Origin of the sequence: Nocardioides cremeus (assembly GCF_030518195.1) — a bacterium.
GTDB lineage: Bacteria > Actinomycetota > Actinomycetes > Propionibacteriales > Nocardioidaceae > Nocardioides > Nocardioides cremeus.
This window is the reverse complement of the sequence record NZ_JAULSC010000002.1, coordinates 223534-246915: the sequence shown is the minus strand read 5'-3', so window position 1 is coordinate 246915 and position 23382 is coordinate 223534. Positions and strand designations below refer to the sequence as shown.

The 23382-nt window shown below is 73.6% G+C and carries 22 protein-coding genes; 7 read left to right on the top strand and 15 right to left on the bottom strand.

Annotated features, from left to right (window positions below):
• The first annotated feature begins 163 nt into the window (after positions 1-163).
• A complete protein-coding gene (locus QWJ41_RS04090) occupies positions 164-886 on the top strand; it encodes a class I SAM-dependent methyltransferase (RefSeq protein WP_302705887.1) in 723 nt (240 codons plus the stop codon).
• Positions 887-902: 16 nt separating this feature from the next.
• Here the strand turns inward: QWJ41_RS04090 and QWJ41_RS04085 are convergent, their stop codons facing one another.
• From QWJ41_RS04085 to QWJ41_RS04040, 10 genes are all read right to left on the bottom strand, one after another.
• A complete protein-coding gene (locus QWJ41_RS04085) occupies positions 903-1448 on the bottom strand; it encodes an NADPH-dependent FMN reductase (RefSeq protein WP_302705886.1) in 546 nt (181 codons plus the stop codon).
• A gap of 257 nt (positions 1449-1705) precedes the next feature.
• Positions 1706-3304, bottom strand: a complete 1599-nt coding sequence (cimA, locus tag QWJ41_RS04080; protein WP_302705885.1) for a citramalate synthase — start codon at positions 3302-3304, stop codon at positions 1706-1708.
• A gap of 102 nt (positions 3305-3406) precedes the next feature.
• Positions 3407-5077 carry a serine/threonine-protein kinase gene (locus tag QWJ41_RS04075; RefSeq protein WP_302705884.1) on the bottom strand — a complete coding sequence of 557 codons (1671 nt, stop codon included), beginning with the start codon at positions 5075-5077 and terminating at the stop codon, positions 3407-3409.
• A 26-nt stretch (positions 5078-5103) separates the two neighbouring features.
• Positions 5104-6153, bottom strand: coding sequence for an iron-siderophore ABC transporter substrate-binding protein (locus QWJ41_RS04070; protein ID WP_302705883.1), 1050 nt, complete (start codon positions 6151-6153; stop codon positions 5104-5106).
• Between the two features lie 42 nt (positions 6154-6195).
• A complete protein-coding gene (locus QWJ41_RS04065; RefSeq protein ID WP_302705882.1) occupies positions 6196-7026 on the bottom strand; it encodes an ABC transporter ATP-binding protein in 831 nt (276 codons plus the stop codon).
• On the bottom strand, positions 7023-8093 hold the full coding sequence (locus QWJ41_RS04060) for a FecCD family ABC transporter permease (protein ID WP_302705881.1): 1071 nt from the start codon (positions 8091-8093) through the stop codon (positions 7023-7025). Before QWJ41_RS04060 ends, QWJ41_RS04065 begins: the two co-directional genes overlap by 4 nt.
• Positions 8090-9124, bottom strand: a complete 1035-nt coding sequence (locus QWJ41_RS04055; protein WP_302705880.1) for a FecCD family ABC transporter permease — start codon at positions 9122-9124, stop codon at positions 8090-8092. The genes QWJ41_RS04060 and QWJ41_RS04055 overlap by 4 nt, the downstream gene beginning before the upstream one ends.
• 50 nt (positions 9125-9174) lie before the next feature.
• On the bottom strand, positions 9175-10263 hold the full coding sequence (locus tag QWJ41_RS04050) for a branched-chain amino acid aminotransferase (protein ID WP_302705879.1): 1089 nt from the start codon (positions 10261-10263) through the stop codon (positions 9175-9177).
• Positions 10264-10296: 33 nt separating this feature from the next.
• Positions 10297-11379: a 3-isopropylmalate dehydrogenase gene (locus QWJ41_RS04045; protein WP_302705878.1), complete on the bottom strand. Its 1083-nt coding sequence runs from the start codon at positions 11377-11379 to the stop codon at positions 10297-10299.
• Positions 11380-11389: 10 nt separating this feature from the next.
• Positions 11390-11515: a hypothetical protein gene (locus QWJ41_RS04040; RefSeq protein WP_302705877.1), complete on the bottom strand. Its 126-nt coding sequence runs from the start codon at positions 11513-11515 to the stop codon at positions 11390-11392.
• Positions 11516-11917: 402 nt separating this feature from the next.
• On the opposite strand from QWJ41_RS04040, the gene QWJ41_RS04035 reads away from it, so the two are divergent.
• Entirely contained in the window at positions 11918-12487 is a 570-nt protein-coding gene (locus QWJ41_RS04035) for an O-methyltransferase (protein ID WP_302705876.1), read from the top strand.
• Here the strand turns inward: QWJ41_RS04035 and yczE are convergent.
• Positions 12468-13184, bottom strand: a complete 717-nt coding sequence (yczE, locus tag QWJ41_RS04030; RefSeq protein ID WP_302705875.1) for a membrane protein YczE — start codon at positions 13182-13184, stop codon at positions 12468-12470. The genes QWJ41_RS04035 and yczE overlap by 20 nt on opposite strands.
• Before the next feature lie 62 nt (positions 13185-13246).
• Between yczE and yczR the strand changes: the two genes are divergently transcribed.
• The 3 genes from yczR to QWJ41_RS04015 all read left to right on the top strand — a co-directional run bounded on the left by yczR (position 13247) and on the right by QWJ41_RS04015 (position 17032).
• On the top strand, positions 13247-14680 hold the full coding sequence (gene yczR, locus QWJ41_RS04025; RefSeq protein WP_302705874.1) for a MocR-like transcription factor YczR: 1434 nt from the start codon (positions 13247-13249) through the stop codon (positions 14678-14680).
• A gap of 349 nt (positions 14681-15029) precedes the next feature.
• Positions 15030-16628, top strand: coding sequence for an ABC-F family ATP-binding cassette domain-containing protein (locus QWJ41_RS04020; RefSeq protein ID WP_302705873.1), 1599 nt, complete (start codon positions 15030-15032; stop codon positions 16626-16628).
• Entirely contained in the window at positions 16625-17032 is a 408-nt protein-coding gene (locus QWJ41_RS04015) for a PPOX class F420-dependent oxidoreductase (protein ID WP_302705872.1), read from the top strand. Before QWJ41_RS04020 ends, QWJ41_RS04015 begins: the two co-directional genes overlap by 4 nt.
• A gap of 6 nt (positions 17033-17038) precedes the next feature.
• Here the strand turns inward: QWJ41_RS04015 and QWJ41_RS04010 are convergent, their stop codons facing one another.
• Positions 17039-17746: a DsbA family oxidoreductase gene (locus tag QWJ41_RS04010; RefSeq protein ID WP_302705871.1), complete on the bottom strand. Its 708-nt coding sequence runs from the start codon at positions 17744-17746 to the stop codon at positions 17039-17041.
• A 130-nt stretch (positions 17747-17876) separates the two neighbouring features.
• Between QWJ41_RS04010 and QWJ41_RS04005 the strand changes: the two genes are divergently transcribed.
• Both QWJ41_RS04005 and QWJ41_RS04000 read left to right on the top strand, forming a co-directional pair.
• Positions 17877-18800: an ABC transporter ATP-binding protein gene (locus QWJ41_RS04005; RefSeq protein WP_302705870.1), complete on the top strand. Its 924-nt coding sequence runs from the start codon at positions 17877-17879 to the stop codon at positions 18798-18800.
• Positions 18797-19618, top strand: coding sequence for an ABC-2 transporter permease (locus QWJ41_RS04000; protein ID WP_302705869.1), 822 nt, complete (start codon positions 18797-18799; stop codon positions 19616-19618). The genes QWJ41_RS04005 and QWJ41_RS04000 overlap by 4 nt, the downstream gene beginning before the upstream one ends.
• 86 nt (positions 19619-19704) lie before the next feature.
• Here QWJ41_RS04000 and ilvC read toward each other — a convergent pair whose 3' ends face one another.
• From ilvC to QWJ41_RS03985, 3 genes are read right to left on the bottom strand one after another with little or no spacing between them, the layout of a single operon-like run.
• Complete coding sequence (ilvC, locus tag QWJ41_RS03995; protein WP_302705868.1) at positions 19705-20733, bottom strand: ketol-acid reductoisomerase; 1029 nt, start codon at positions 20731-20733, stop codon at positions 19705-19707.
• 51 nt (positions 20734-20784) lie between these two features.
• Positions 20785-21324 (bottom strand): acetolactate synthase small subunit, encoded by a 540-nt coding sequence (gene ilvN / locus QWJ41_RS03990; RefSeq protein ID WP_193667874.1) that lies wholly within the window; start codon positions 21322-21324, stop codon positions 20785-20787.
• A 13-nt stretch (positions 21325-21337) separates the two neighbouring features.
• The gene (locus QWJ41_RS03985) at positions 21338-23122 is read right to left on the bottom strand and encodes an acetolactate synthase large subunit (RefSeq protein WP_439117300.1); all 1785 of its coding nucleotides are present in this window, start codon (positions 23120-23122) and stop codon (positions 21338-21340) included.
• Between the last annotated feature and the right edge of the window lie 260 nt (positions 23123-23382).

Sequence of the window (23382 nt, the reverse complement as noted above, 5' to 3'; positions counted from 1 at the left end):
GACCGACAGGACACCGCGGTACCCGATATTGAGCAGACCACCAGTCTCGCGGGCCCTCCTCCGTGACAACGTGGCGCCAGGGGGGGCAGACATGCGAAGCACGGGACCAGGCGCCAGCACGATCCGATCAGGGGTGGGGCGCGTCCGCGCGGCAGCAGCACGGTTGGGACCCCCGCAGTCGCCACGACGCCTGGCTGAGCAGGCGGCGGCGTACTGGTCCGACACCGCTGCACCGCGCTGGGCGGCCGACTCCCACTGGGAGTCGGGACTGGGCGAGAAGTGGGCCTCGGTGGGGCCTGCCCAGGTGGCCATCACCCGCACCCTCCTGGCCGCGCTCGGCCGGGACGTCCCCGAGGGCCGGGTCCTCGAGTGGGGCTGCGGCGGAGGAGCGAACGCGGTCGTCCTCGCCCCGTTGTGCCAGGAGCTCATCGGGTTGGACATCTCACGGGACAGCCTCGAGGAGTGCCGCCGCCAGGTCCTCGACCGCACCGGCCGCACCGTGCGGACGGTGCTCACCGGCGTGGACTCCCCCGAGCAGGCGCTCGGGGAGGTCGACGAGGGGACTGTCGATCTCGTCGTGTCCTACTACGTCTTCGAGCTGCTGGCGTCCCGGGAGGCGGCCGTGCGGGTGCTGCGCACGATCCGCCGGCTCCTCGTCGACGACGGGGCAGCTGTCATCCAGTTCAAGTACGACGACGGCACGCGCTCGGGAGCCACGCGTCGCCGCGACTACCGGCGACGGGTGGCCGGGACGACCTTCGCGATCCACGACTTCTGGACACTCTGTGACCAGCAGGGGCTGTTGCCGCACGCGCTCGTGCTGGTGCCGCGGGACGAGCTCGACACGCACTACGGGTACGTGCTGCTGACCCGCCCGCCGGGCTGACGGGCGGGACCCAGACTCAGGCCGCGGCGGCGTCGCTGTGCGCGACGAGGCGACGCACGGCGTCGGCCAGCTTGGCCTGCACCTCGGGGTCGGTCAGCGGGTCGACCTCGAGGGCCGACTGCGACACGGTGATGTCCTCGACGACGGTCGCGCCGGCCACACCGGCGGAACGCACGACGTCGGCGTGCGCCCAGCGGCCGCCGTACGGCGTCGGGGTGGCGCCGATGACACCGAGCGGGGTGCCCACCAGGGCACCGGCGCCGTAGGGCCGCGAGAGCCAGTCGATGGCGTTGTTGAGCACGGCCGGCATGGTGCCGTTGTACTCGGGGGTGACGACCAGGACGCGGTCGGCGGCACCGACGGTCTCGCGCAGGCGCACGGCCGCGGCCGGCGGGGTCTCGCCGTCGAGGTCCTCGTTGTAGAAGGGCAGCTCGCCCAGGCCGTCGACGATCTCGAGCTCGACACCTGCGGGCGCGAAGGCCACCAGGCCCTCGGCGAGACGGCGGTTCAGGGAGTCGGCACGGAGGCTGCCGACGAGGACGGCGATACGAGTTGAGGTCATGCAACCTTCAACCAACGATGTCTCGGCGGCATTCCCGGGGTGAGCGCGCCAGAGCGTGAAGCCGGTCACCGAGCGTCGAGCTCGAGGGTGTCGCACTCCTCGAGGTGCACCATCCTGACGACCCTCACGCCGCCGCCGGCGTGTCGCGTGAGGGTCGTCAGGACCGTGGTGGGGCGGTCGGCGAACCGAGGGTGGCATGCGCAGTGGCGCCGCGAGCCGGCTCGTTCGAACCAGCCGGGTCGGCGCTCCGCCCGCCGTCAGCGGTGGTGGCGGCGCAGCCCGAAGGTGACGGCGTCGAGCAGCGCCTCCCACGAGGCCTGCACGACGTTGTGCCCCACCCCGACGGTGACCCACGAGCCCTCGCCGTCGGCGGTCTCGATGAGCACCCGGGTGATGGCGTCGGTGCCGTGGCCCTGGTCGAGGATGCGCACCTTGTAGTCGACCAGCTCGAGCCGGGCGACCTCGGGGTAGGCCTGGCCGATCGCGGAGCGCAGGGCGTGGTCGAGCGCGTTGACCGGACCGTTGCCCTCGCCCGCCACGACGTAGCGCACTCCCCCGGCCCGCAGCTTCACGGTCGCCTCCGAGAGCGCCTCCTCCCCCGGGCCGGGCTGGGTCTCGGTGATGACGCGCCACGACTCCACGTCGACGTACGACGGCCGCTCGCCCTCGACCTCCTCGACCAGCAGCAGCTCGAAGGAGGCGTCGGCGGCCTCGAAGGTGTAGCCGCGTCCCTCGAGCACCTTGACGCGCTCGGTGATGCGGGTGAGCAGCGCCTTGGCCTCGGGGGTCTCGCCCGACAGGTCGAAGCCGAGCTCCTTGCCCTTGAGCTCGATGGAGGCGCGCCCGGCCATGTCGGAGACCAGCAGCCTCATGTCGTTGCCGACGCCGAGGGGGTCCATGTGCTGGTAGAGGTCGGGGTCGACCTTGATCGCGCTGGCGTGCAGCCCGGCCTTGTGGGCGAAGGCGGAGGTGCCGACGTAGGGCTGGCGGGCGGCCGGCGCGATGTTGGTGACCTCGGCGACGGCGTGCGCGATGCGGGTCGCGTCGCGCAGCAGCCCCGGCGGCAGCACCTGCCGGTCCAGCTTGAGCTGGAGGTTGGCCACGACGGTGACGAGGTCGGCGTTGCCGGTGCGCTCGCCGTAGCCGTTGACGGTGCCCTGCACGTGCGTCGCGCCCGCGTCGACGGCCGCCAGCGAGTTGGCCACCGCGCAGCCGGTGTCGTTGTGGCAGTGGATGCCGATGCGCCCGCCGGTCGTCTCGACGACGTCGTGCACCACGTCGGAGACCCACGGCGGCAGCATCCCGCCGTTGGTGTCGCACAGCGCGGCCACCTCGGCGCCGGCCTCGAAGGCGGTGCGCAGCACCTCGAGCGCGTAGTCGCGGTTGGCGCGGTAGCCGTCGAAGAAGTGCTCGGCGTCGAGGAAGACCTGCTGGCCCTCGGCGCGCAGGTGGGCAACGGTGTCGCGCACCATGGCGAGGTTCTCCTCGAGCGTGGTGCGCAGCGCCAGCTCGACGTGGCGGTCGTGCGACTTGGCCACCAGGGTCACCACCCCGGCGCCGCTGTCGCGCAGCGCGGCCACCTGCGGGTCGTCGGCCGCCCGGGCTCCGGCACGCCGGGTGGCGCCGAACGCGGCCAGGCGGGCATGGCGCAGGTCGAGCTCGCCGGCGGCGCGGCGGAAGAACTCGGTGTCCTTGGGGTTCGCCCCCGGCCACCCGCCCTCGATGTAGCCCACGCCCAGGCCGTCGAGCTGGCGCGCAATCGCGAGCTTGTCGGCGACCGACAGGTTCAGCCCCTCCTGCTGCGCGCCGTCGCGCAGGGTCGTGTCGTAGACGTGGAAGGCGCCGTGGAGGTCCATCGCTGCTGCTCCGCTGCTGGGTGGGGGTCGTGGTGGGGTGCTGGTCCAACAAAAAAACCTCTCGCGGACGAGAGGTTGGCGCGCCGGGGAGGTCCCGGCGCGCTAGCGAATGATGGAGACGTGCTGCACACCGTCGAGTGTGCCACCGACCACACCCTCACGGGCGGCGTCTCGCGATCCGACCGGCTGGTCCTGCGCCGGCACCCACCACGGACCCCGCTGGTCGAGCACGTACGCCGCCGCCCCGGCGGCCACCGTGACCAGCAGCAGCCCCGCGACCCAGCGGCCCGGGGCGGCCGAGAGCGGGCGCACCACGCGTCCCAGGGGCGAGCGGACCCGCGAGCCACCCGGGCCCCACCACAGCCCGACCACCAGGGCGCCGGCCCCGGCGAGCAGCGTCGCGGTCGTGCCCGCGGCCACGGCGTAGGCCAGCAGGCCCGCGGCGGCGGCCAGCCCGAGGGCCCACAGCTGCAGCACCAGCGTGGAGGGGATGGAGCGCAGCAGGTCCCACGGCGCGCGCACCAGCACCACGGGCGCGTCGTACCAGCGCCGCCCGCGCAGCCGCCGGCGATCGCCCACGCGGCTGGCGGCCAGCGAGCCGCTGCGCAGCAGCCAGACGGCCACCAGCACCAGCGCGAGCCCGGCGTACGGCACCGCGGCAACGCCGACCGCGACGGCGACCCCGCCGGCCAGGGTGAGCAGGCCGCGGCGCACCCGCTCGACCGCCGGCACCCGAGGTGCCGGCTCGGCCCACTGCTGGTCTGCCCACTGCTCGTCGGACCACTGCTCGGTGGGCAGCACGGCGGTGCGCGGACCCTCCTCGGGCCAGTCCTCGGGCCCGTCCTCGGACCAGTCGACCGGCTGGGCCTCGACGCGGGTCTCGTCCTCGGGCCAGGCGGCGGCGCGCATCGGCGCGGTCTCGACCACCTCGGGCAGCGGCCCGGCGACCGGGCGACGGTGGACCTGCGTCGACTGGGGGCGCAGCCAGACCAGGATCTCCTCGAGCGTGGGGCGCCGCTCGGGGTCGGGGTCGAGCGCGGCCTCGACGACGTCGTGCAGGTCGCCGCGCAGCCCGTCGAGGTCGTGCTCGCCGCGGCGCACCCGGTCCATCACCGCCATCGAGGGGCCGCGCCCGAAGGGGGCCCGGCCGGTGCCGGCGTAGGCGACGGTGGCCGCCCACGAGTGCACGTCGGAGGCGGTGCTGGCGTCGTCACCGTAGAGGATCTCGGGGGCCAGGTAGCCGGGGGTGCCGATCAGCCACCCGGTGTGGGTCAGGCGGGGGTCGTCGGCGACCCGGGCCAGCCCGAAGTCGATGAGGATCGGGGTGCGGCCCTCCATCAGCACGTTGGAGGGCTTGACGTCGCGGTGCAGCACCCCGACCTCGTGCACCGAGGCCAGGCCCTCGGCCAGGCAGCCGGCGAACCAGACGAGGTCGCGCCCGACGATCGGGCCCTCCTCCACGACGTGGTCGTGCAGCGAGAGCCCGGGCACGTAGCGGGTGGCGACGTAGGGCACCTCGGCCCACGGGTCGGCGTCGATGACCTCGGCGACCCACCGGCTGCGCACCCGTGACAGCGAGGAGACCTCGCGCTCGAGGCGCTGGCGGGCCTCCTCGCCACCCACGACGTGGGGGCGCAGCACCTTGAGCGCCACCCGGTCGCCGCCGGGGCGCCGGGCCAGGTGCACCACGCCCATGCCGCCCTCGCCGATCTGGGTCAGCAGCGTATAGCCACCGACGGTGGCGAGGGCGGCGCTGCGCGGCGTGGTGCTCACGTCACGAGGCTACCGACACCGGGGCCTCACTCGTCGGAGACGGCACCGGCCAGCGCCTCGACGAAGGTGTCGAGGCTGTAGGTCAGCGACAGCGCGGTCGGCGGGGAGACCGAGGAGACGACGGCCTCGCCGGTGACCGTGGCGACGCGGTCCTCCCGGAGCTGCTCCATGGCCTGGTACGTCGGGTCCGCGGCGATCTCGTCGGCGCGCTCCTGGGTCGGCGCGTAGGAGAGCAGCACGTCGGAGTCGAGCTGGTCGACGTTCTCGGTGCTGAGCGTGTAGTAGAAGGTGCTCTCGCCGGTGTCGAGCTCCTCGACGCTGGGGGCGACGGTGAAGCCGAGGTCCTCGAGGAACTGCACGCGCGGGTCGGCCCCGCTGTAGACGTAGAAGGCGCTGGGGTCGATGGCCACCGCGGCGATCGTGGTGCCCTCGAACTCGGGGTGCGCCTCGGCGGCGGCGCCCACCTCGGCGTCGATGTCGTCGAGCACCTCCTCGGCCTCCTCGGGCTGGCCCAGCACGTCGCCGACGGTGGTGATGACCTCGCGCCACGGGGTCGACCACGGCTCGTCGGGGTAGGCCACGGTCGGGGCGATCCGGCTGAGCTTGTCGTAGTCGGCCTCGGTGATGCCCGAGTAGCCGGCCAAGATCACGTCGGGGGCCGCCGCGGCGATCTCCTCGAACGGCGGTGCCTCGCCGGGGGTCAGCGCGGTGGGCTGCTCGGCGTCGAGCTCCTCGAAGGCCTCCTCCTGCCAGGGCATGAAGCCCTCCTCGGAGGCGCCGTAGGTGAGCTTCTCCATGGCCACCGGCACCACCCCGAGGGCCAGCACGGCGTCGGGCGTGCCCCAGCCCCAGGTGACGACGCGCTCGGGCTGCTCGGTGACCTCGGTGGCGCCGAAGGCGTGCTCGACCGTGACCGGCTCGAACTCCCCAGCGCTCGCGGTCTCGTCCGTCCGGGGCTCCCCGGCGCCGTCGTCGGCGCCGCAGGCGGCCAGGGGCAGGACCAGCAGTCCCGCGACCAGGGGCAGGGCGAGACCGGACAGGCGGGACCGGGAGGTCGGTCGGTGAAGGGACGTCACGTCCACTCCTCACTGTGAGGGACCGGCCGAGTCCGGTCTTTATTAGGTGAGGCTAACCTTACTGTACGTCGCTCCCCGGCGCTCCCGGGCTCCCTCCGGCACTACCATCGGGCAGCCGGTCACGGGGTCGGCCACGACGCGGGCCAGCAGCCCGAAGGCCTCGCGCACGCACTCGGCGTCGAGCACGTCGGCCGGGGCGCCCTCGCGCACGAGCCGACCGGCGGCCATCACGACGAGGTGGTCGGCGTAGCGGGCGGCGAGGTTGAGGTCGTGCAGCACCATGACCACGGTGGTGCCACGTTGCTGGTTGAGGTCGGCGAGCAGGTCGAGCACGTCGACCTGGTGGGCGATGTCGAGGTAGGTGGTCGGCTCGTCGAGCAGCAGGATGCGCGGGTCCTGGGCGAGCATCATCGCCACCCAGACCCGTTGGCGCTGGCCGCCGGAGAGCTCCTCGACGCGGCGCCCCACCAGGTCCTGGGTGTCGGTGAGGGCCAGCGCCCTCGCGACGGCGTCGGCGTCGGCGGCGCTCCAGCGGCGGAAGGCGCCCTGGTGCGGGTGCCGGCCCCGCCCGACCAGGTCGCCGACGCTGATCCCCTCAGGCGCCACCGGCTGCTGGGGCAGCAGGCCCAGCACCGAGGCGACCTCGCGGGGGCGCATCCGGTGCAGGTCGCGCCCGTCGAGCTCGACGCGCCCCTCGACCGGTCGCAGGATCCGGCCCAGCGCGCGCAGCAGCGTCGACTTGCCGCAGCCGTTGGCACCCACGATCACGGTGACCTGCCCGGCGGGCACCGCGAGGTCGACGCCGTGCACCACCCGGCGCTGGTCGTAGGCCAGGTGCACGCCGTGCGCCACCAGGCGGGTCTCGTCGGTCATCGTGCTGCCGTCCTTCCGGTGGCCATCAGCCAGATCAGGTAGGGCCCGCCGACCGCGCCGGTGACGACCCCCGCGGGCACCGACAGGTCGCCGGGCAGGAGGTGCTGGGCGACCAGGTCGGCGCCCACCACGAGCACCACGCCCACCAGCGCCGACTCGGCCAGCGCCAGGCCGCCGTCGGAGAGCAGGCGGCGCGCGACCGGGGCGGCCACGAACGCCACGAAGGCCACCGGCCCCGCCGCCGCGGTCGCCGCGCAGGCCAGCGCGACGCCCAGCGCGACCACCCCGGCGCGCACCACCTCGGGGCGCAGCCCCAGGCTGCCGGCCTGGTCGTCGCCGAGCAGGAGCAGGTCGAGGCGGCGCGCGACCAGGGCCACCAGCGGCACCAGCAGCGCCAGCGCCAGCGCGAGCACCTGCACCAGCCCCCACTCGGCCTGGGCCAGGCCGCCGGCCATCCAGCGCAGCGCCACCTGGGCCTGGTCGACCTCGCTGCGGGTCAGCAGGTAGCCGACCACCGCCGCGCAGACGTAGGCCACGCCGATGCCCGAGAGCACGAAGCGGTGACCGGTCATCCCGCCTCGCCACGCGACGGCGTACAGCAGGAGGCCGACGAACGCGCCTCCGGCCAGCGCCGACAGCGACACCGCCGCCCCGCTGAGCCCGCCGAGCAGCAGAGCGGCGACCGCGCCGGCGCTGGCGCCCTGCGAGATGCCGATGATGTCGGGGCTGGCCAGCGGGTTGCGCAGCACCGACTGGAACAGGGCGCCGGCGAGCCCGAAGGCGACGCCGACCAGGGCCCCGAGCAGCAGCCGAGGCGCGCGCAGCTCGACCACGACGAAGCGCGCCGACGGGTCGTCGGCACCCAGCAGCGCGCCCAGCACCTGGCCGGGCGAGAGCGGGAAATCACCTATCACCAGCGCGGCGCCCGACAGCGACAGTGCCAGCGCGACGAGCACCGCCAGCACGCCCGTACGCCTCGTGCGCCGGCGACGGCGCGCGCCGCGCAGCCCGGCGGCGGCGACCTCCCGGCGATCCGCGGCGCTGTGCTCCAGGGTGCCTGCGCTCATGCGGCCACCGCCTGCGAGCGGCGTACGACGAGGAGCAGCACCGGCGCCCCGACCAGGGCGACGACCAGCCCGGCCTCGAGCTCGCCGGGGCGCACCACCAGGCGGCCCGCGACGTCGGCTCCGAGCAGCAGCACCGGGCCGAGCAGCGCCGAGACCGCCACGATGCGGCGGTGGTCGAGCCCGACGACCGCCCGGGCCAGGTGCGGGACGGCCAGGCCGACGAAGGCGATCGGCCCGACCATCGAGACCGCCGAGCCGCAGAGCAGCACCACGGCGAGCACGACGAGCAGGCGGCCGCGCACGACGTCCTGGCCCAGCCCGCGGGCCACGTCGTCGCCGAGCGCCAGCGCGTCGAGCACCCGCCCGGCCGCGAGCGCCAGCACCAGGCCGACCACCACGAAGGGCGCCACGGCGGTGAGCACGTCGAGGGGACGGTTGGCCAGGGAGCCGACCTGCCAGAACCGGTAGTCGTCGAGCGCCTGGGTGTCGGCGAGCAGCACCACGGTGATGACCGAGGTCGAGGTGGCGGTGACGGCGGCGCCGACCAGGGCGAGCTTGACCGGGGTCACACCCTCGAGGCCCAGGGAGGCCGCGCCGTAGACCACGACGGCGGCCAGCGCGGCGCCGGCGAAGGCGAACCAGAGGTAGCCCACGACCGAGGTGACCCCGAGCAGCGAGATGGCGCCGAGCACCGCCAGCGAGGCGCCCGAGTTGATGCCGAGCAGGCCGGGGTCGGCGATGGGGTTGCGGGTGACGCCCTGCATGAGGGCTCCGGCCACGCCCAGCGCGGCACCGCCGACCAGCCCCACCAGGGTGCGCGGCACCCGCAGGTCGCGCACCACCAGGTGGTCGTTGTCGCCGGCGACCGGGTCGACCAGCGCGGCCCACACCTGGCCGAGGGCGATCTCGCGGGCGCCCAGCGCCAGGCTGGCGACGACGGCGAGCAGCAGCAGCGCGAGCAGGGCCGACGCCCAGCCCACCATGCCGACCGGTCGGTGACCGGCTGGAACACGGGTCAGGGTCGAGGGCACGAGGTTAGGTTAGCCTCACCTTCCCCGGGCGTGGTCGACAGGGCCCACCGCTACACGATGCGGTGCATCCACCCGAAGGAGTCCTCGGCCCGGCCGAACTGGATGTCGACGAGCGCCTGGCGGATGCTGCGGGTCAGGTCGCCGCCGCCCTCGCCGGTGTCGGCGGGGGCGGGCACCTCTCCCCCGGCGTGCTTGAGCGCGCCGACGGGCGTCACGACCGCGGCGGTGCCGCAGGCGAAGATCTCGCGGATCCGGCCCGAGCCGACGCCGTCGCGCCACTCGTCGACGGAGAACCGGCGCTCGTCGACGCGGTGCCCCAGCTTGCCCGCCAGCTCGATGATCGAGGCGCGGGTGATGCCCTCGAGGATCGTGCCGGTGGCCGGGGTGACGATCGTGCCGTCGTCGTGCACGAAGTACATGTTCATCCCGCCGAGCTCCTCGACGTAGCGCATCTCCTGCGCGTCGAGGAAGACCACCTGGTCGCAGCCGTGCGCGGTGGCCTCCTGCTGGGCCACCAGCGACGAGGCGTAGTTGCCGCCGGTCTTGGCCGCTCCCATGCCGCCGCGCCCGGCCCGGGTGTACTCCTCGGTCAGCCACAGGCTCACCGGCTTGAGCCCGCCCTTGAAGTAGGCGCCGGCGGGGCTGGCGATGACCATGAAGGTCACGTGCTGGGCCGGGCGCACCCCCAGGAACTTCTCGGAGGCGAACATGAAGGGCCGCAGGTAGAGGCTCTTCTCGCCGTCGTTGTCGGGCACCCAGCGCTGGTCGACCTCGACGAGCGCGCGGACCGCGGCCAGGAAGTCCTCGGTCTCGAGCACCGGCAGCGCGAGGCGGTGGCTCGAGCGCGCCATCCGCTCGGCGTTCTGCTCGGGACGGAAGGCCCACACCGAGCCGTCCTCGTGGCGGTAGGCCTTCATCCCCTCGAAGGTCTCCTGCGCGTAGTGCAGCACCGCGGTCGCGGGGTCGAGGGTCAGCGGCCCGTACGGCGTGATGCGCGCGTCGTGCCAGCCCTTCTCGGGCGTCCACTCCACCGTGAACATGTGGTCGGTGAAGTGGGTGCCGAACCCGGGGGCGGCCAGGATCTCGGCCAGCCGGTCGTCGGGGACGGGCGCGGGGTTGCGGGTGACGCTGATCTCCATGGGCACCAAACTACCGCTCTCCTCGGGTGGGGCTCAGCCTGCTACCCGCTTGGCGACCGAGTCGCCGACCTCGGGGGTGCTGCGCCGCGCCGTGCCGCGATCGGCGAGGTCGGCCAGCACCGCGCGCTCGACCCGGGCGGCCGCCTCGGGATGGCCGAGGTGGTCGAGCAGCAGGGCGGTCGAGAGGATCGCCGCGGTGGGGTCGGCCACCTGCTGACCGGCGATGTCGGGGGCCGAGCCGTGCACCGGCTCGAACATCGAGGGCGTGGTGCGGTCGGGGTTGATGTTGCCCGAGGCCGCGAGCCCGATGCCGCCGCTGATGGCGCCGGCCAGGTCGGTGATGATGTCGCCGAAGAGGTTGTCGGTGACGATCACGTCGAAGCGCTGCGGGTTGGTGGTCATGTGGATCATCGCCGCGTCGATGTGCATGTAGTCGACGGTGACGTCGGGGTGCTCGGCGGCCACGGCCTGGGTCAGGCGCCACCACACCGAGCCCGCGTGCACCAGCACGTTGGTCTTGTGGACCAGGGTCAGCTTCTTGCGCGGTCGGCGCTCGGCGCGCGCGAACGCGTCGCGCACGACCCGCTCCACGCCGTACGCCGTGTTGACCGAGACCTCGGTGGCCACCTCGGCCGGCGTGCCGACGCGCAGCGCGCCGCCGTTGCCGGTGTAGGGGCCCTCGGTGCCCTCGCGCACCACGACGAAGTCGACCTCGTCGTCGCCGAGGACCTCGCGGCTCAACGGCGAGGTGACGCCGGGGAAGATCCGCGAGGGACGCAGGTTGACGTAGTGGTCGAGCTCGAAGCGCAGCCGCAGCAGCAGCCCGCGCTCGAGGAGGCCGGGAGGCAGGTTCGGGTCGTTCGGCTTGCCGCCCACGGCCCCGAGCAGGATGGCGTCGTGCTCGCGGATCTCGCCGAGCACGGTGTCGGGCAGCACCTCGCCGGTCGCGAGGTAACGCTGGGCGCCCAGGTCGTAGCGGGTCTGCTCGAAGGTGACCCCCGCCGGTGAGGCGACCTCGAGGACCTTGAGGGCCTCGGCCGTCACCTCCTGCCCGATGCCGTCGCCGGGGATGACGGCGAGCTTGACGGGACCGGTAGCGGCAGGAGTGGAGGTCATGGGGCGAACGCTAGTTGTCGTCGGGGCGCTGGCCGCCGTTATCCCGCAGGTCGAGCGAGGCCTGGACCGCCTCGACGCTGCGCGGGTTCTCGGGGCTGTGCGCTGCCGGGCCCCACTCGGGGTACATGTCGTACATGGTGCGTCTCCTTCTCGGTGGTGATCTGGTGTCGGTCCTGCGGTGGTTCTCCTGCAATGGCTCACGCCACGGCCGGAGATGACCCCGCGGTGGGGACGGACGACCCATGGATCGCATGGGAGGTGGAGACCTCGAGAGGAGCGGATCACGCGTGTTCAGCGAAGTGGACCCGCCGCGGAGACATCTTCAGATGTGCCGTGAGACCAAGAGCAACGCCGAACACCGCGGCGAGGTGGCCTCACTGGCAGCTATCGCTGCTGGGCCTCGCCGCGGCACTCGATAAGTACGTAGATGCTCCGCATGGTGGACACAGCGTAGGCACCTAGTGCGGACGGCGGCTACCGCTTTCCGGAATGTGTCCATCATGCGGGACGAGCGTCTCGAGATGACAGACTCCCGGCCATGAGTGCCCCTCCCGAGCTGCCGGACGTCGTACGCCGTGCCTTCGAGGTCTCGCGCCGCGCCGGCTACGTCTCGTTCTGCCGCAACGAGACCGGTCGCCTGCTGGCCACGCTGGCCGCGACCCGCGAGGGCACGATGGCCGAGTTCGGCACCGGCTGCGGGGTCGGCACCGCCTGGCTGCGCAGCGGGGTGCGCGATGAGGACGCCCGCATCGTGACCGCCGAGCTCGACCCCCGGCTGGCCCGGGCGGCCGCGGAGATCTTCGTCGACGACCCGCTCGTGGAGGTGCTGGCCGCCGACTGGTCGACCCTGCTCGACAAGGGCCCCTTCTCGCTGCTCTTCCTCGACTCGGGGCAGCCGGGCGAGGTGGGCGTCGACGCGATCGCCGACCTGGTCGCCGACGGCGGGATCGTGGTCCTCGACGACTTCGCGCCGTGCGAGCAGTGGCCGCCGGTGACCTACGGCCGCGTCGACGTGCTGCGCGAGCAGTGGCTGACCGACCCGCGCTTCACGGCCGTCGAGGTGATGGTCGCCTCCGACGCCTCCACGATCATCGCGACGAAGCGGTAGCGCTCGCGGGGTCGACGCCGGGCTCGTCGAGCGGCTCGTCGAGGGGCTCGTCGAGGGACGGCGCGGCCGGCGGGGCGAGGCGCACCGTCAGCGCCGGCAGCAGCGCCTGGGTGACCGGGCCGATGCTCAGCGCGTAGAGCACCGTGCCGATGCCGGCGACGCCGCCGAGCAGCAGGCCGATGGCCACGACGGTGACCTCGAGGCCGGTGCGCACCACGCGCAGCGAGATGCCGGTGCGCCGGTGCAGGCCGGTCATCAGCCCGTCGCGCGGGCCGCGGCCGAGCTGGGCGCCGATGTAGAAGGCGGTCGCAGCGCCGTTGCCCAGCACGCCGACGACCATCAGCGTGATCCGCAGCCACAGCTCGTCGGGGCGCTCGAGCACCGACAGGGTGGCGTCGGTGGCGATGCCGATGACCAGGGCGTTGGAGATGGTGCCCAGGCCGGGCACCTCGCGCAGCGGGATCCACAGCAGCAGCACCAGCAGGCTGACCACGATCAGCACCTCGCCCAGGCTCAGCGGCACGTAGCGGGCGATGCCCAGGTGCAGCACGTCCCAGGGGGCGGCGCCGAGGTCGGCGCGCACCATCATGGCCAGCGAGACGCCGTACAGCCACAGGCCGACGTAGAGCTGGGGCAGGCGGCGGCCCAGGCGCCCGGCACGCAGCTGGGCGAGGGGTCCGAGGTCGGCGAGGATCATGCGTCCAGGGTGCAGGCCGATTGGCCTGTTGTGAAATAGCCAATCGTGCGACAGTGGTCTGCATGGCCACCGCCGTCTCAGCCGCCCGGGTCGCCGCTCTCGTCGGCTCCTTCGACCGCTCCCCCGCCTACGTCGGCCTCGCCGACACGCTCACGCTCCTCATCGGCGACGGACGCATCGGCTTCGACGTACGGCTGCCCAGCGAGCGCGAGCTGACCGAGGCGCTCGCGGTGTCGCGCACCACCGTCACGCGGGCCTACGCACTGCTGCGCGAGAGCGGGTACGCCGTGTCGCGGCAGGGCTCGGGCACCTTCACCCGGGTGCCGGGCGGGCGGGCCCGCTCGCACGACCGGGCGCTGCTGCCGGGCGTCGACGACGGCGACGCCATCGACCTCAACTGCGCCGCGGCCCCGGCCCCGGCGGGGTTGATGCAGGCCTTCACCGACGCGATCGGCGACCTGCCGGCCCACCTCGGCGGGCACGGCTACTTCCCGGCCGGGCTGCCGCTGCTGCAGCAGCGCATCGCGGCGTCGTACGCCGCCCGCGGCCTGCCCACCGACCCCGACCAGGTGCTGGTGACGCCGGGGGCGCTGGCCGCGGCGGCCGTCGTGGCGCAGGCGTTCGCGGGCCGCGGCGACCGGGTGCTGGTCGAGTCGCCGGTCTACCCCAACGCCACCCAGGCGCTGCGCAACGCCGGCGCGCGGCTGGTGCCGTCGGCGGTCGACCCGGAGGGCTGGGACCTCGACGCCGTCGGCGCGGCGCTGCGCGGCTCGCGACCGCGGCTGGCCTACCTGGTGCCGGACTTCCAGAACCCGACCGGGCACGTCATGAGCGACGAGCAGCGCGCGGCGTACGCCGGGCACCTGCGCGCCGCCGGCACCCGCGCGGTCGTCGACGAGGCGCACCAGGCGCTGGCGCTCGACGCGCAGCAGATGCCCGCGCCGTTCGCCGCCCACGCGCCCGGCACGATCACGATCGGCAGCGCGAGCAAGAGCTTCTGGGGCGGCCTGCGCCTGGGCTGGATCCGGGCGCCGCACGAGTGCGTCGAGACCCTGCAGGAGGCCAGGCTCGCGCTCGACCTCGGGGCGCCGGTGCTCGAGCAGCTGACCCTGGCGCGGCTGCTGGAGCACGGGCCGGTGCTGCCCGGGCATCGCGAGCGGCTGCGCGAGCAGCGTGACCGCCTGGTCCGCGAGGTCGCCGCCCGGCTGCCCGAGTGGCGCTTCCAGGTGCCGGGCGGCGGGCTGGCCCTGTGGGTCGAGCTGCCGACGGCGCGCGGCAGCGCGCTGGCCGCCGCCGCCGAGCAGCACGGCGTCATCGTCGCCCCCGGCCCGGTCTTCGCCGCCGAGGGCGGCCTCGACCGCTACGTCCGCATCCCCTGGACCCGCCGCCCCGACGAGCTCGCCCTCGCCGTCGAGCGCCTCGCCCTCGCCTGGGCCGAGGTCCGCGACGCCCCCGCCGCCCGCGTCCGCCGCGGCACCCGCGTCATGGTCGCCTGAGCCCCGCGCCGAGCCGGCTGGTTCGAACGAGCCGACTCGCGGAGTGGTCGTCGGTCGAGCAGTGACGAGCGCCAGCGAGGAGCGCCCGTCGAGACCCGGGGAGCAACCCACCCTCCGACGCCGACCGCTCCACCACGGTCCTGACGACCCTCACGCGACACGCCGACGGCGGCGTACGGGCCGTCAGGATGGTGCGCTGGGCTGCTCTGCGAAAACCAGGTGCCGCTCCCCCACCCGCCGTCCTAGCCTGAGCTGGTCCCACTCCCCACCCCAGGCAAGGTCCCGTTGCTCCTCTGAGGCCCGTCCCCGCGTCCGCCGTGACGCACCCGACCCCTCACCTGGAGCACCCATGCCCTCGACGCATCCCGTCATCTCCGTCTCCGGCCTCACCGTCACCTGGCCCGACGGCTCCCCCACGCTGCGCGACCTCGACCTGGCCCTCTCGCGGGGCCGCGCCGGGCTGGTCGGGGCCAACGGCTCCGGCAAGTCGACCCTGCTGCGGGTGCTGGCCGGGCGGCAGCGCCCCAGCGCCGGCCACGTCTCGGTCCACGGCGAGGTCGGCTACCTGCCGCAGGACCTCGACGCCGACCCGTCCCGGCCCGTCGCCGACTTCCTCGGTGTGGGCGCGACCCTCGCGGCCCTGCGCGCCATCGAGGCCGGGCGGAGCGACGAGCACCTCTTCGAGGCTGTCGGCGACGACTGGGACGTCGAGGAGCGCACCCGCGCCGAGCTCGAGCGGCAGGGCCTGCCGTCGGGCGCGCTGCACCGCCGCCTGGGCGAGCTCTCGGGCGGTGAGCTCACCGGCCTGGCCATCGCCCGCCTGCTCCTGGCCCGCCCCGACGTCCTGCTGCTCGACGAGCCCACCAACAACCTCGACCGAGCCGGGCGCGAGCGCGTCCACGACCTCGTCGTCACCTGGCCGCGCACCCTGCTCGTCGTCAGCCACGACCGCGAGCTCCTCGAGCGCGTCGACCGGATCGCCGACCTGCGCGGCGGCTCGCTGCGCTGGTACGGCGGCGGCTGGTCGTCGTACGCCGCCCAGGTCGCGGCCGAGCAGGAGGCCGCGCAGCAGGCGGTGACGACCGCTCGCAACGAGGTGCGTCGCCAGCGGCGCGACGCCGTCGAGGCCGAGCGCACCCTCGCCCAGCGGCGCCGGGTCGCTGCCACGGCGGAGCGCACCACCGGCATCGGCAAGGCTGCGCGCGACTACCTGGTGGGTCGGGCCGAGCGCTCGGCCGCCTCGTACCGCCACGTGCACGCCGACCGCCTCGACACCGCCCGCGGCGATCTCGAGCGGGCCGAGCAGGCCGTGCGCGACGACCTCACGATCCGTGTCGACCTGCCGCAGACAGCGGTGCCGCGGGGCACTCGCGTGCTCACCCACACCGAGGCCGGCCTCGACATCGTCGGGCCCGAGCGGATCGCGCTCGTCGGTCCCAACGGCAGCGGCAAGACCACGCTGCTGCGCAGCTGGGCCGGCCTGGCCGCCCCGACGAGAGGCGAGGTGCACGTCCACGTCCCGGTGGCGTTCCTCCCGCAGCGCTTGGACGTCCTCGACGCCGACGCCCCGCTCGCCGTCGCCGTCGCTCGGCGCCACCCCGGAGCCGGCCCCGAGCAGGTGCGCGCCCGGCTGGCGCGCTTCGGGTTCCGCGGCGCCGTCGGTGACCGGCTCGTCGGCGACCTCTCCGGCGGCGAACGGCTCCGCGCCACCCTGGCCGCCCTGCTGCTGGCCGACCCCGCGCCCCGCCTGCTGCTCCTCGACGAGCCGACCAACAACCTCGACCTCGCGTCGTACGACGCCCTGGTCACGGCGCTCGCGGGCTACCGCGGGGCGCTCGTGGTCGCCAGCCACGACCAGGCCTTCCTCGGCGACCTCGGCCTGGACCGCACCATCGACCTCGGCGCCGACGGGGTCGACGGGGTCGGTCGTGGGAGCCTGGACGGGTGACCACCGCGGAGCAGCTGGCCGGCGAGAAGTACCTCGCGCTCACGACCTTCCGGCGCTCCGGCGAGCCGGTCACCACGCCGGTCCGGGTGGTGCCGGTCAGCGACGGACGCCTCGGCCTCTGGACCGCCGCGGGCACCGGCGAGACCGAGCGGCTGGCGCACGACCAACGCGTGCAGGTGGAGCCGTGCGACGTGCGCGGGCGCACCCAGGAAAAGACCTCACCCGTCGACGGGCGGGCCGTGATGGTGCGCTCGGGGGCGCTCTTCGACGAGGTGCACGGCCGGGTCCGTGAGAAGTACGGGTGGACGACGACGGCGACCCGCCTGCTCGCCCGGCTCGGGCCCCAGGGCCGCCGTGGCCCGGGCCACGCCGACACGGTCGTGCTGGTCAGCCTCGACGACTGACCGCGCTCAGCTGCAGCCGTCGGGGCCGCACACCGCGCCGTCGGCACCGGTCTGCGCCCCCACCATCTCGACGGCCGGGTGGGCGTCGTCCCAGGCCCGCTGCAGCACGTCGGTGAAGACATCGGCGGGCTGGGCGCCGGCGATGCCGTAGCGGCCGTCGACGACGAAGAACGGCACCCCGGTGGCGCCGTACGCGCCGGCCTGGCGGATGTCGGCCTCCACCTCGTCGGCGTACTCCGTGCCGGCCAGCACCTCACGCACCCGCGCCTCCTCGAGGCCGGCGGAGACGGCGATCTCGGTCAGCACGTCGTGGTCGGCCACGTTGCGCGCCTCGACCATGTACGCCGCCAGCAGCGCCTCCTTCAGCTCGGCGCGCTGGGCGTGGTCGCGGGCCGCGTGCAGCACCCGGTGGACGTCGGCGGTGCCGACCCGGTGTGCCTGGCCCAACCGGTAGACCAAGCCCTCCTCGGCGGCCACGGCCTCCATCTGGTCGATCATCCGCTGGCCCGCCTCGGGGCCGCCGCCGTACTTGCGGCCCAGGTGCTCGGCGATGCTCTCCTCGGCGACCGAGGGCGCGCCCGGGTCGAGCTGGAAGGAGCGCCAGACCACCTCGACCTCGTCGCGGTGCTCGAAGCCGGCCAGGGCGGTCTCGAGGCGGCGCTTGCCGATGTAGCACCAGGGGCAGACGACGTCGGACCAGATCTCGATACGCATGTGGGCCCCAACCCCGAAAGCCCCCTGGTTCTTCCCGGGGCACTGCGGGGCTCGGCCCAGGGTCCGACCAGGGTCGCGGCCCGCGTCATCCCCGATGTGCGCACGCCCCCGCGCGGCCGAGACTCCGGTCATGATCACGATCGAGAACCTCACCCGACGCTACGGTGCCCTCACGGCCGTCGACGACGTCACCTTCACCGCCCGTCCCGGTCGCGTGACCGGGTTCCTGGGCCCCAACGGCGCCGGCAAGTCCACGTGCATGCGCGTCCTGGTCGGGCTGACCCCGCCCTCCTCGGGCTCGGCCACCGTCCTGGGCCGGCGCTTCGCCGACCTGCCCGATCCCGGGCGCGAGGTGGGCGTGCTGCTCGACGCCTCGGCCCAGCACGCCGGTCGCACCGGCCGGGAGGTCCTGACCCTGGCCCAGCGCACCATGGGGCTCCCCCGCGCCCGGGTGCAGGAGATGCTCGAGCTGGTCAGCCTGAGCGACGAGGAGGCCGGGCGCCGGGTGCGGCACTACTCGCTGGGCATGCGCCAGCGGCTCGGCATCGCCACCGCGCTGCTCGGGGACCCGCAGGTGCTGGTGCTCGACGAGCCGGCCAACGGGCTCGACCCCGCCGGCATCCGCTGGATGCGCGACCTGCTGCGCACCTACGCCGACCGCGGCGGCACCGTGCTGCTCTCCAGCCACCTGCTGCACGAGATCGAGGTGGTCGCCGACGACCTGGTGGTCATCGGGCGCGGCCGGATCGTCGCGGGCGGCACCAAGGCCGAGCTGCTCGCCCGCGCCGGCACCCACGTCGGCGTCCGCGACCGCGAGCCGCTCGCGGCCGCTCTCACCGCAGCCGGGCACACCGCGCACCCCACCGGCGACGACGCACTGGCCACCGACGCCGACCCCGCCATCGTCGGCCGGCTCGCCCTGCACGCCGGCGTCGCGCTGCACGAGCTGCGCGCCGCCGACGGCGCGGGGCTGGAGGAGATGTTTCTCGAGCTGACCGCCGACACCCAGCGCGAGACCACCCCGACCCGAGCAGGAGCAGGAGCAGCAGCATGAGCACCACGACCCTCACCACAGCTCACCGCGAGGCCGTCCGGCCGGCGTACGACGCCCGCCCGGCGCCGACGCCGACCCCGTTCCACCGACTGCTGGGCGTGGAGCTGCGCAAGATGTTCGACACCCGCTCGGGCGCCTGGCTGATGGCCAGCATCGTGCTGACCGCGCTGGTGGCCACCGTGGCCGTCGTCGCCCTCGCGCCCGCGCAGGTGCTCACCTACGACACGTTCGTGGCGGCCGTCGGGCTGCCGATGGTGACCATCCTGCCGATCGTCGCGCTCCTGTCTGTCACCAGCGAGTGGAGCCAGCGCACCGGCCTGACGACCTTCACGCTCGTGCCCCACCGCGGTCGGGTCGTGGCCGCCAAGGCCGTCTGTGCGCTGGGCATCGGCGTCATCGCGGTGGTGCTGGCTGCCGCGATCGGCGCCGTCGGCAACGTCGTGGGGGTCTCGCTGGCCGGCGTCGACCTCGCCTGGGACCTCGGCGCAGCACGGCTCGCGGCGATCACCCTGGCCACCGTGCTCAACATGTTCATCGGCTTCATGCTCGGGCTGCTGCTGCGCAGCTCGGCAGCGGCGCTGGTGGGCTACTTCGTCTACCAGTTCGTGCTCACCGGTCTCACCGCGCTGCTGGCCGCGGCGCAGCCGTGGTTCGCCGACCTGCAGCCCTGGGTGGACTTCAACTTCAGCCAGGGCCAGCTCTTCGAGGTCGTCCCCAGCGCCGAGCAGTGGGCCCAGCTCGGGGTGTCCGGCTTCTTCTGGCTGGTGCTCCCGCTGGCCGTCGGCCTGCGGCTGGTGCTGCGCTCCGAGGTGAAGTGACAGCGACGCCGAGCCGGCGCGTTCAGACGCGCCGGCTCGGCGTCGGGGGTGCTCAGCGTGCGGAGGTGCTCAGCGCGCGGAGGTGCTCAGCGCGCGGAGGAGCCCTCGGTGTAGTCCGAGTCGTGGCTCTTGACCCAGGCCATCAGCTTGCGCAGCTCGCGACCGGTCTTCTCGATCGGGTGCGACTCGCCCTGCTCGCGGAACTTGGTGAACTCGGGCTGGCCGTTCTCCATGTCGTTCATGAAGCGCTCGGCGAACGAGCCGTTCTTGATGTCCTCGAGGACACCGACCATGTTCTGCTTCACGCGCTCGTCGATGACCCGCGGGCCGGAGACGTAGTCGCCGAACTCGGCGGTGTCGGAGACCGACCAGCGCTGCTTGGCGATGCCGCCCTCGTACATCAGGTCGACGATGAGCTTGAGCTCGTGCAGGCACTCGAAGTAGGCGACCTCGGGCTGGTAGCCGGCCTCGGTGAGCACCTCGAAGCCGTACATCACCAGCTGCGAGGCACCACCGCAGAGCACCGCCTGCTCACCGAACAGGTCGGTCTCGGTCTCCTCGGTGAAGGTGGTCCTGATGCCGCCGGCGCGCAGGCCGCCGATGCCCTTGGCGTAGGACAGCGCGAGGTCCCAGGCCGAGCCCGAGGCGTCCTTCTCGACCGCGACCAGCACGGGCACGCCGCGCCCGTCGACGTACTCGCGGCGCACCAGGTGGCCGGGGCCCTTGGGGGCGACCATGAAGACGTCGACGCCCTCGGGGGGCTCGATGAAGCCGAAGCGGATGTTGAAGCCGTGGCCGAAGACCAGGGTGTCGCCCTCGGCGAGCTGCGGGGCGATCTCCTCGGCGAAGAGCTTCTTCTGGTGCTGGTCGGGGGCCAGGATGACGATGACGTCGGCCTCCTCGGCCGCCTCGGCCGGGGTGACGACGCGCAGGCCCTCGGCCTCGGCCTTGGCGCGGCTCTTGGAGCCGGGCTGCAGGCCGATGCGCACGTCGACGCCCGAGTCGCGCAGCGACAGCGCGTGCGCGTGGCCCTGGCTGCCGTAGCCGATGACGGCCACGTTCTTGCCCTGGATCAGGGACAGGTCGGCGTCGTCGTCGTAGAACATCTCAGCCACGGGGGCTTCTCCTTCTGGTGGGTGGAACGGGTCGTCGAGCGGGTGGGGTGGTCAGACTGCTGCGGGCGGGGCGGGCACGGCCACCGGGCGCTGGTGGCGCTCGGAGATCGAGCGCGGACCGCGCCCGATCGCGACCATGCCCGACTGGACGAGCTCGCGGATGCCGAAGGGCTCGAGCATCCGCAGGAAGTCGGCGATCTTGCCCTGGTTGCCGGTGATCTGCATGGTGATCGCGTCGGGGGCGACGTCGATGACCTTGGCGCGGAAGAGCTGCACGGTGTCGAGCACCTGGCCGCGGGTCTCGGCGTTGGCGCCGACCTTGACCAGCACCAGCTCGCGGTTGACCGAGGCGTCGGGGTCGAGCTCGACGATCTTGATGACCTCGATCAGCTTGTTGAGCTGCTTGGTCACCTGCTCGAGCGGGGACTCCTCGACGTTGACCACGATCGTCATCCGCGAGATCTCGGGGTGCTCGGTCGGGCCGACCGCGAGGCTGTGGATGTTGAAGCCGCGGCGGCTGAAGAGGCCGGCGATCCGGGTCAGGACGCCGGGCTTGTCCTCCACCAGGACGGAGAGGGTGTGCTGGGTCATGGCTGGATCATCCTCACAGGTCGTCCTCGTCGAAGTCGGGGGCCAGGTCGCGGGCGTACTTGATGTCGTCGTTGCTGGTGCCGGCGGCGACCATCGGCCAGACCATCGCGTCGCGGTGCACGCGGAAGTCGACCACGACGGGCACGTCGTTGATCTCCATGGCCTTCTCGATGGTGGCGTCGACGTCGTCGGGGCCGTCGCACGCCAGGCCGACGCAGCCGTAGGCCTCGGCGAGCTTGACGAAGTCGGGGATCCGCACGACGCCGCCCTGGCGCTGCAGGTTGGTGTTGGAGTAGCGCTGGTTGTAGAAGAGCGTCTGCCACTGGCGCACCATGCCCAGCGACTCGTTGTTGATCACCGCGACCTTGATCGGGATGTTCTCGATCGCGCAGGTGGCCAGCTCCTGGTTGGTCATCTGGAAGCAGCCGTCGCCGTCGATGGACCACACCGTGGCGTCGGGGCGACCGACCTTGGCGCCCATCGCGGCCGGCACCGAGTAGCCCATGGTGCCCAGGCCGCCGGAGTTCAGCCAGGTGCGCGGGTGCTCGTACTGCACGAAGTGCGCCGCCCACATCTGGTGCTGGCCCACGCCGGAGGTGTAGATCGCCTCGGGACCCGCGATCGCGCTGAGCCGCTCGATGACGTGCTGGGGCGCCAGCGTGCCGGCCGGCGACTGCTCGTAGCCCAGCGGGTACTTCTTCTTGACCCCCGACAGGAACGCCACCCAGGCCTCGTAGTCGCCGCTGTGGCCGGCGTCGGCCTCGGCCTTGAGCGCCACGACGAGGTCGGAGATGACCTCGCGGCAGTCGCCCACGATCGGCACGTCGGTGTAGCGGTTCTTGCCGATCTCGGCGGGGTCGATGTCGGCGTGGATCACCTTGGCGCCGGGCGCGAAGGAGTCGAGGTTGCCGGTGACGCGGTCGTCGAAGCGCGCGCCGAGGCTGATGATCAGGTCGCTCTTCTGCAGCCCGGCGACCGCGGCGACGGTGCCGTGCATGCCGGGCATGCCCAGGTGCTGGGGGTGGCTGTCGGGGAAGGCGCCGAGCGCCATCAGCGTGGTCACCACCGGCATCCCGGTCATCTCCGCGAGCACCCGCAGCTCGCGCGACGCACCGGCGCGGATGGTGCCGCCGCCGACGTAGAGCACCGGGCGGCGGGCCTCGAGGATCAGCCGGGCGGCCTCGCGGATCTGCTTGCTGTGCGGCTTGGTCACCGGGCGGTAGCCCGGCAGGTGCAGCTCGGTGGGCCAGCGGAAGGTGGTCATCGACTGCAGCGCCGACTTGGCCACGTCGACCAGCACCGGGCCGGGGCGGCCGGTGGAGGCGATGTGGAAGGCCTCGGCGATCTTCTGCGGGATCTCGGCGGGATCGGTGACCAGGAAGTTGTGCTTGGTGATCGGCATCGTGATGCCGCGGATGTCGGCCTCCTGGAAGGCGTCGGTGCCGATCAGCGAGGCGCCGACCTGCCCGGTGACGGCGACCATCGGCACGGAGTCCATGTGCGCGTCGGCCAGCGCGGTGACCAGGTTGGTCGCGCCGGGGCCCGAGGTGGCCATGCAGACGCCGACCCGGCCGGTCGCGGCGGCGTAGCCCTGCGCGGCGTGGCCGGCGCCCTGCTCGTGGCGGACCAGGATGTGGCGGATGGAGGAGTCCATCAGCGGGTCGTAGGCCGGCAGGATCGCCCCGCCGGGGATGCCGAAGATGTCGGTGACGCCGGCCGCCTCGAGCGAGGTGACCAGGCTCTGCGCGCCCGTGACCTGGTCGCCGGTGGTCGGTGTCCCGGACGTTTCAGTGCTCATGCCCTGCCGCTCCCCTTGCTGGTGTGGTGCCTGTCGCCGTGCCCTGCTCATGGACCCTGATCATGAAAAAGCCCCTCGGCCCTGGGGGCAACGAGGGGTGACGCGCTGGCTGTGTGCCGGTGCCGGCTCAGCTCACGCGTCGCGTGGGTACGAGAAGGTCCTGGCGCATGGCTGCACGGTATCCCGGGCCCCGTCACCTCGTCACGCCAGTCTGCCAGGCGTCCCAACATCTGGGACGCGAGTCCCACATGCTGGCGCAC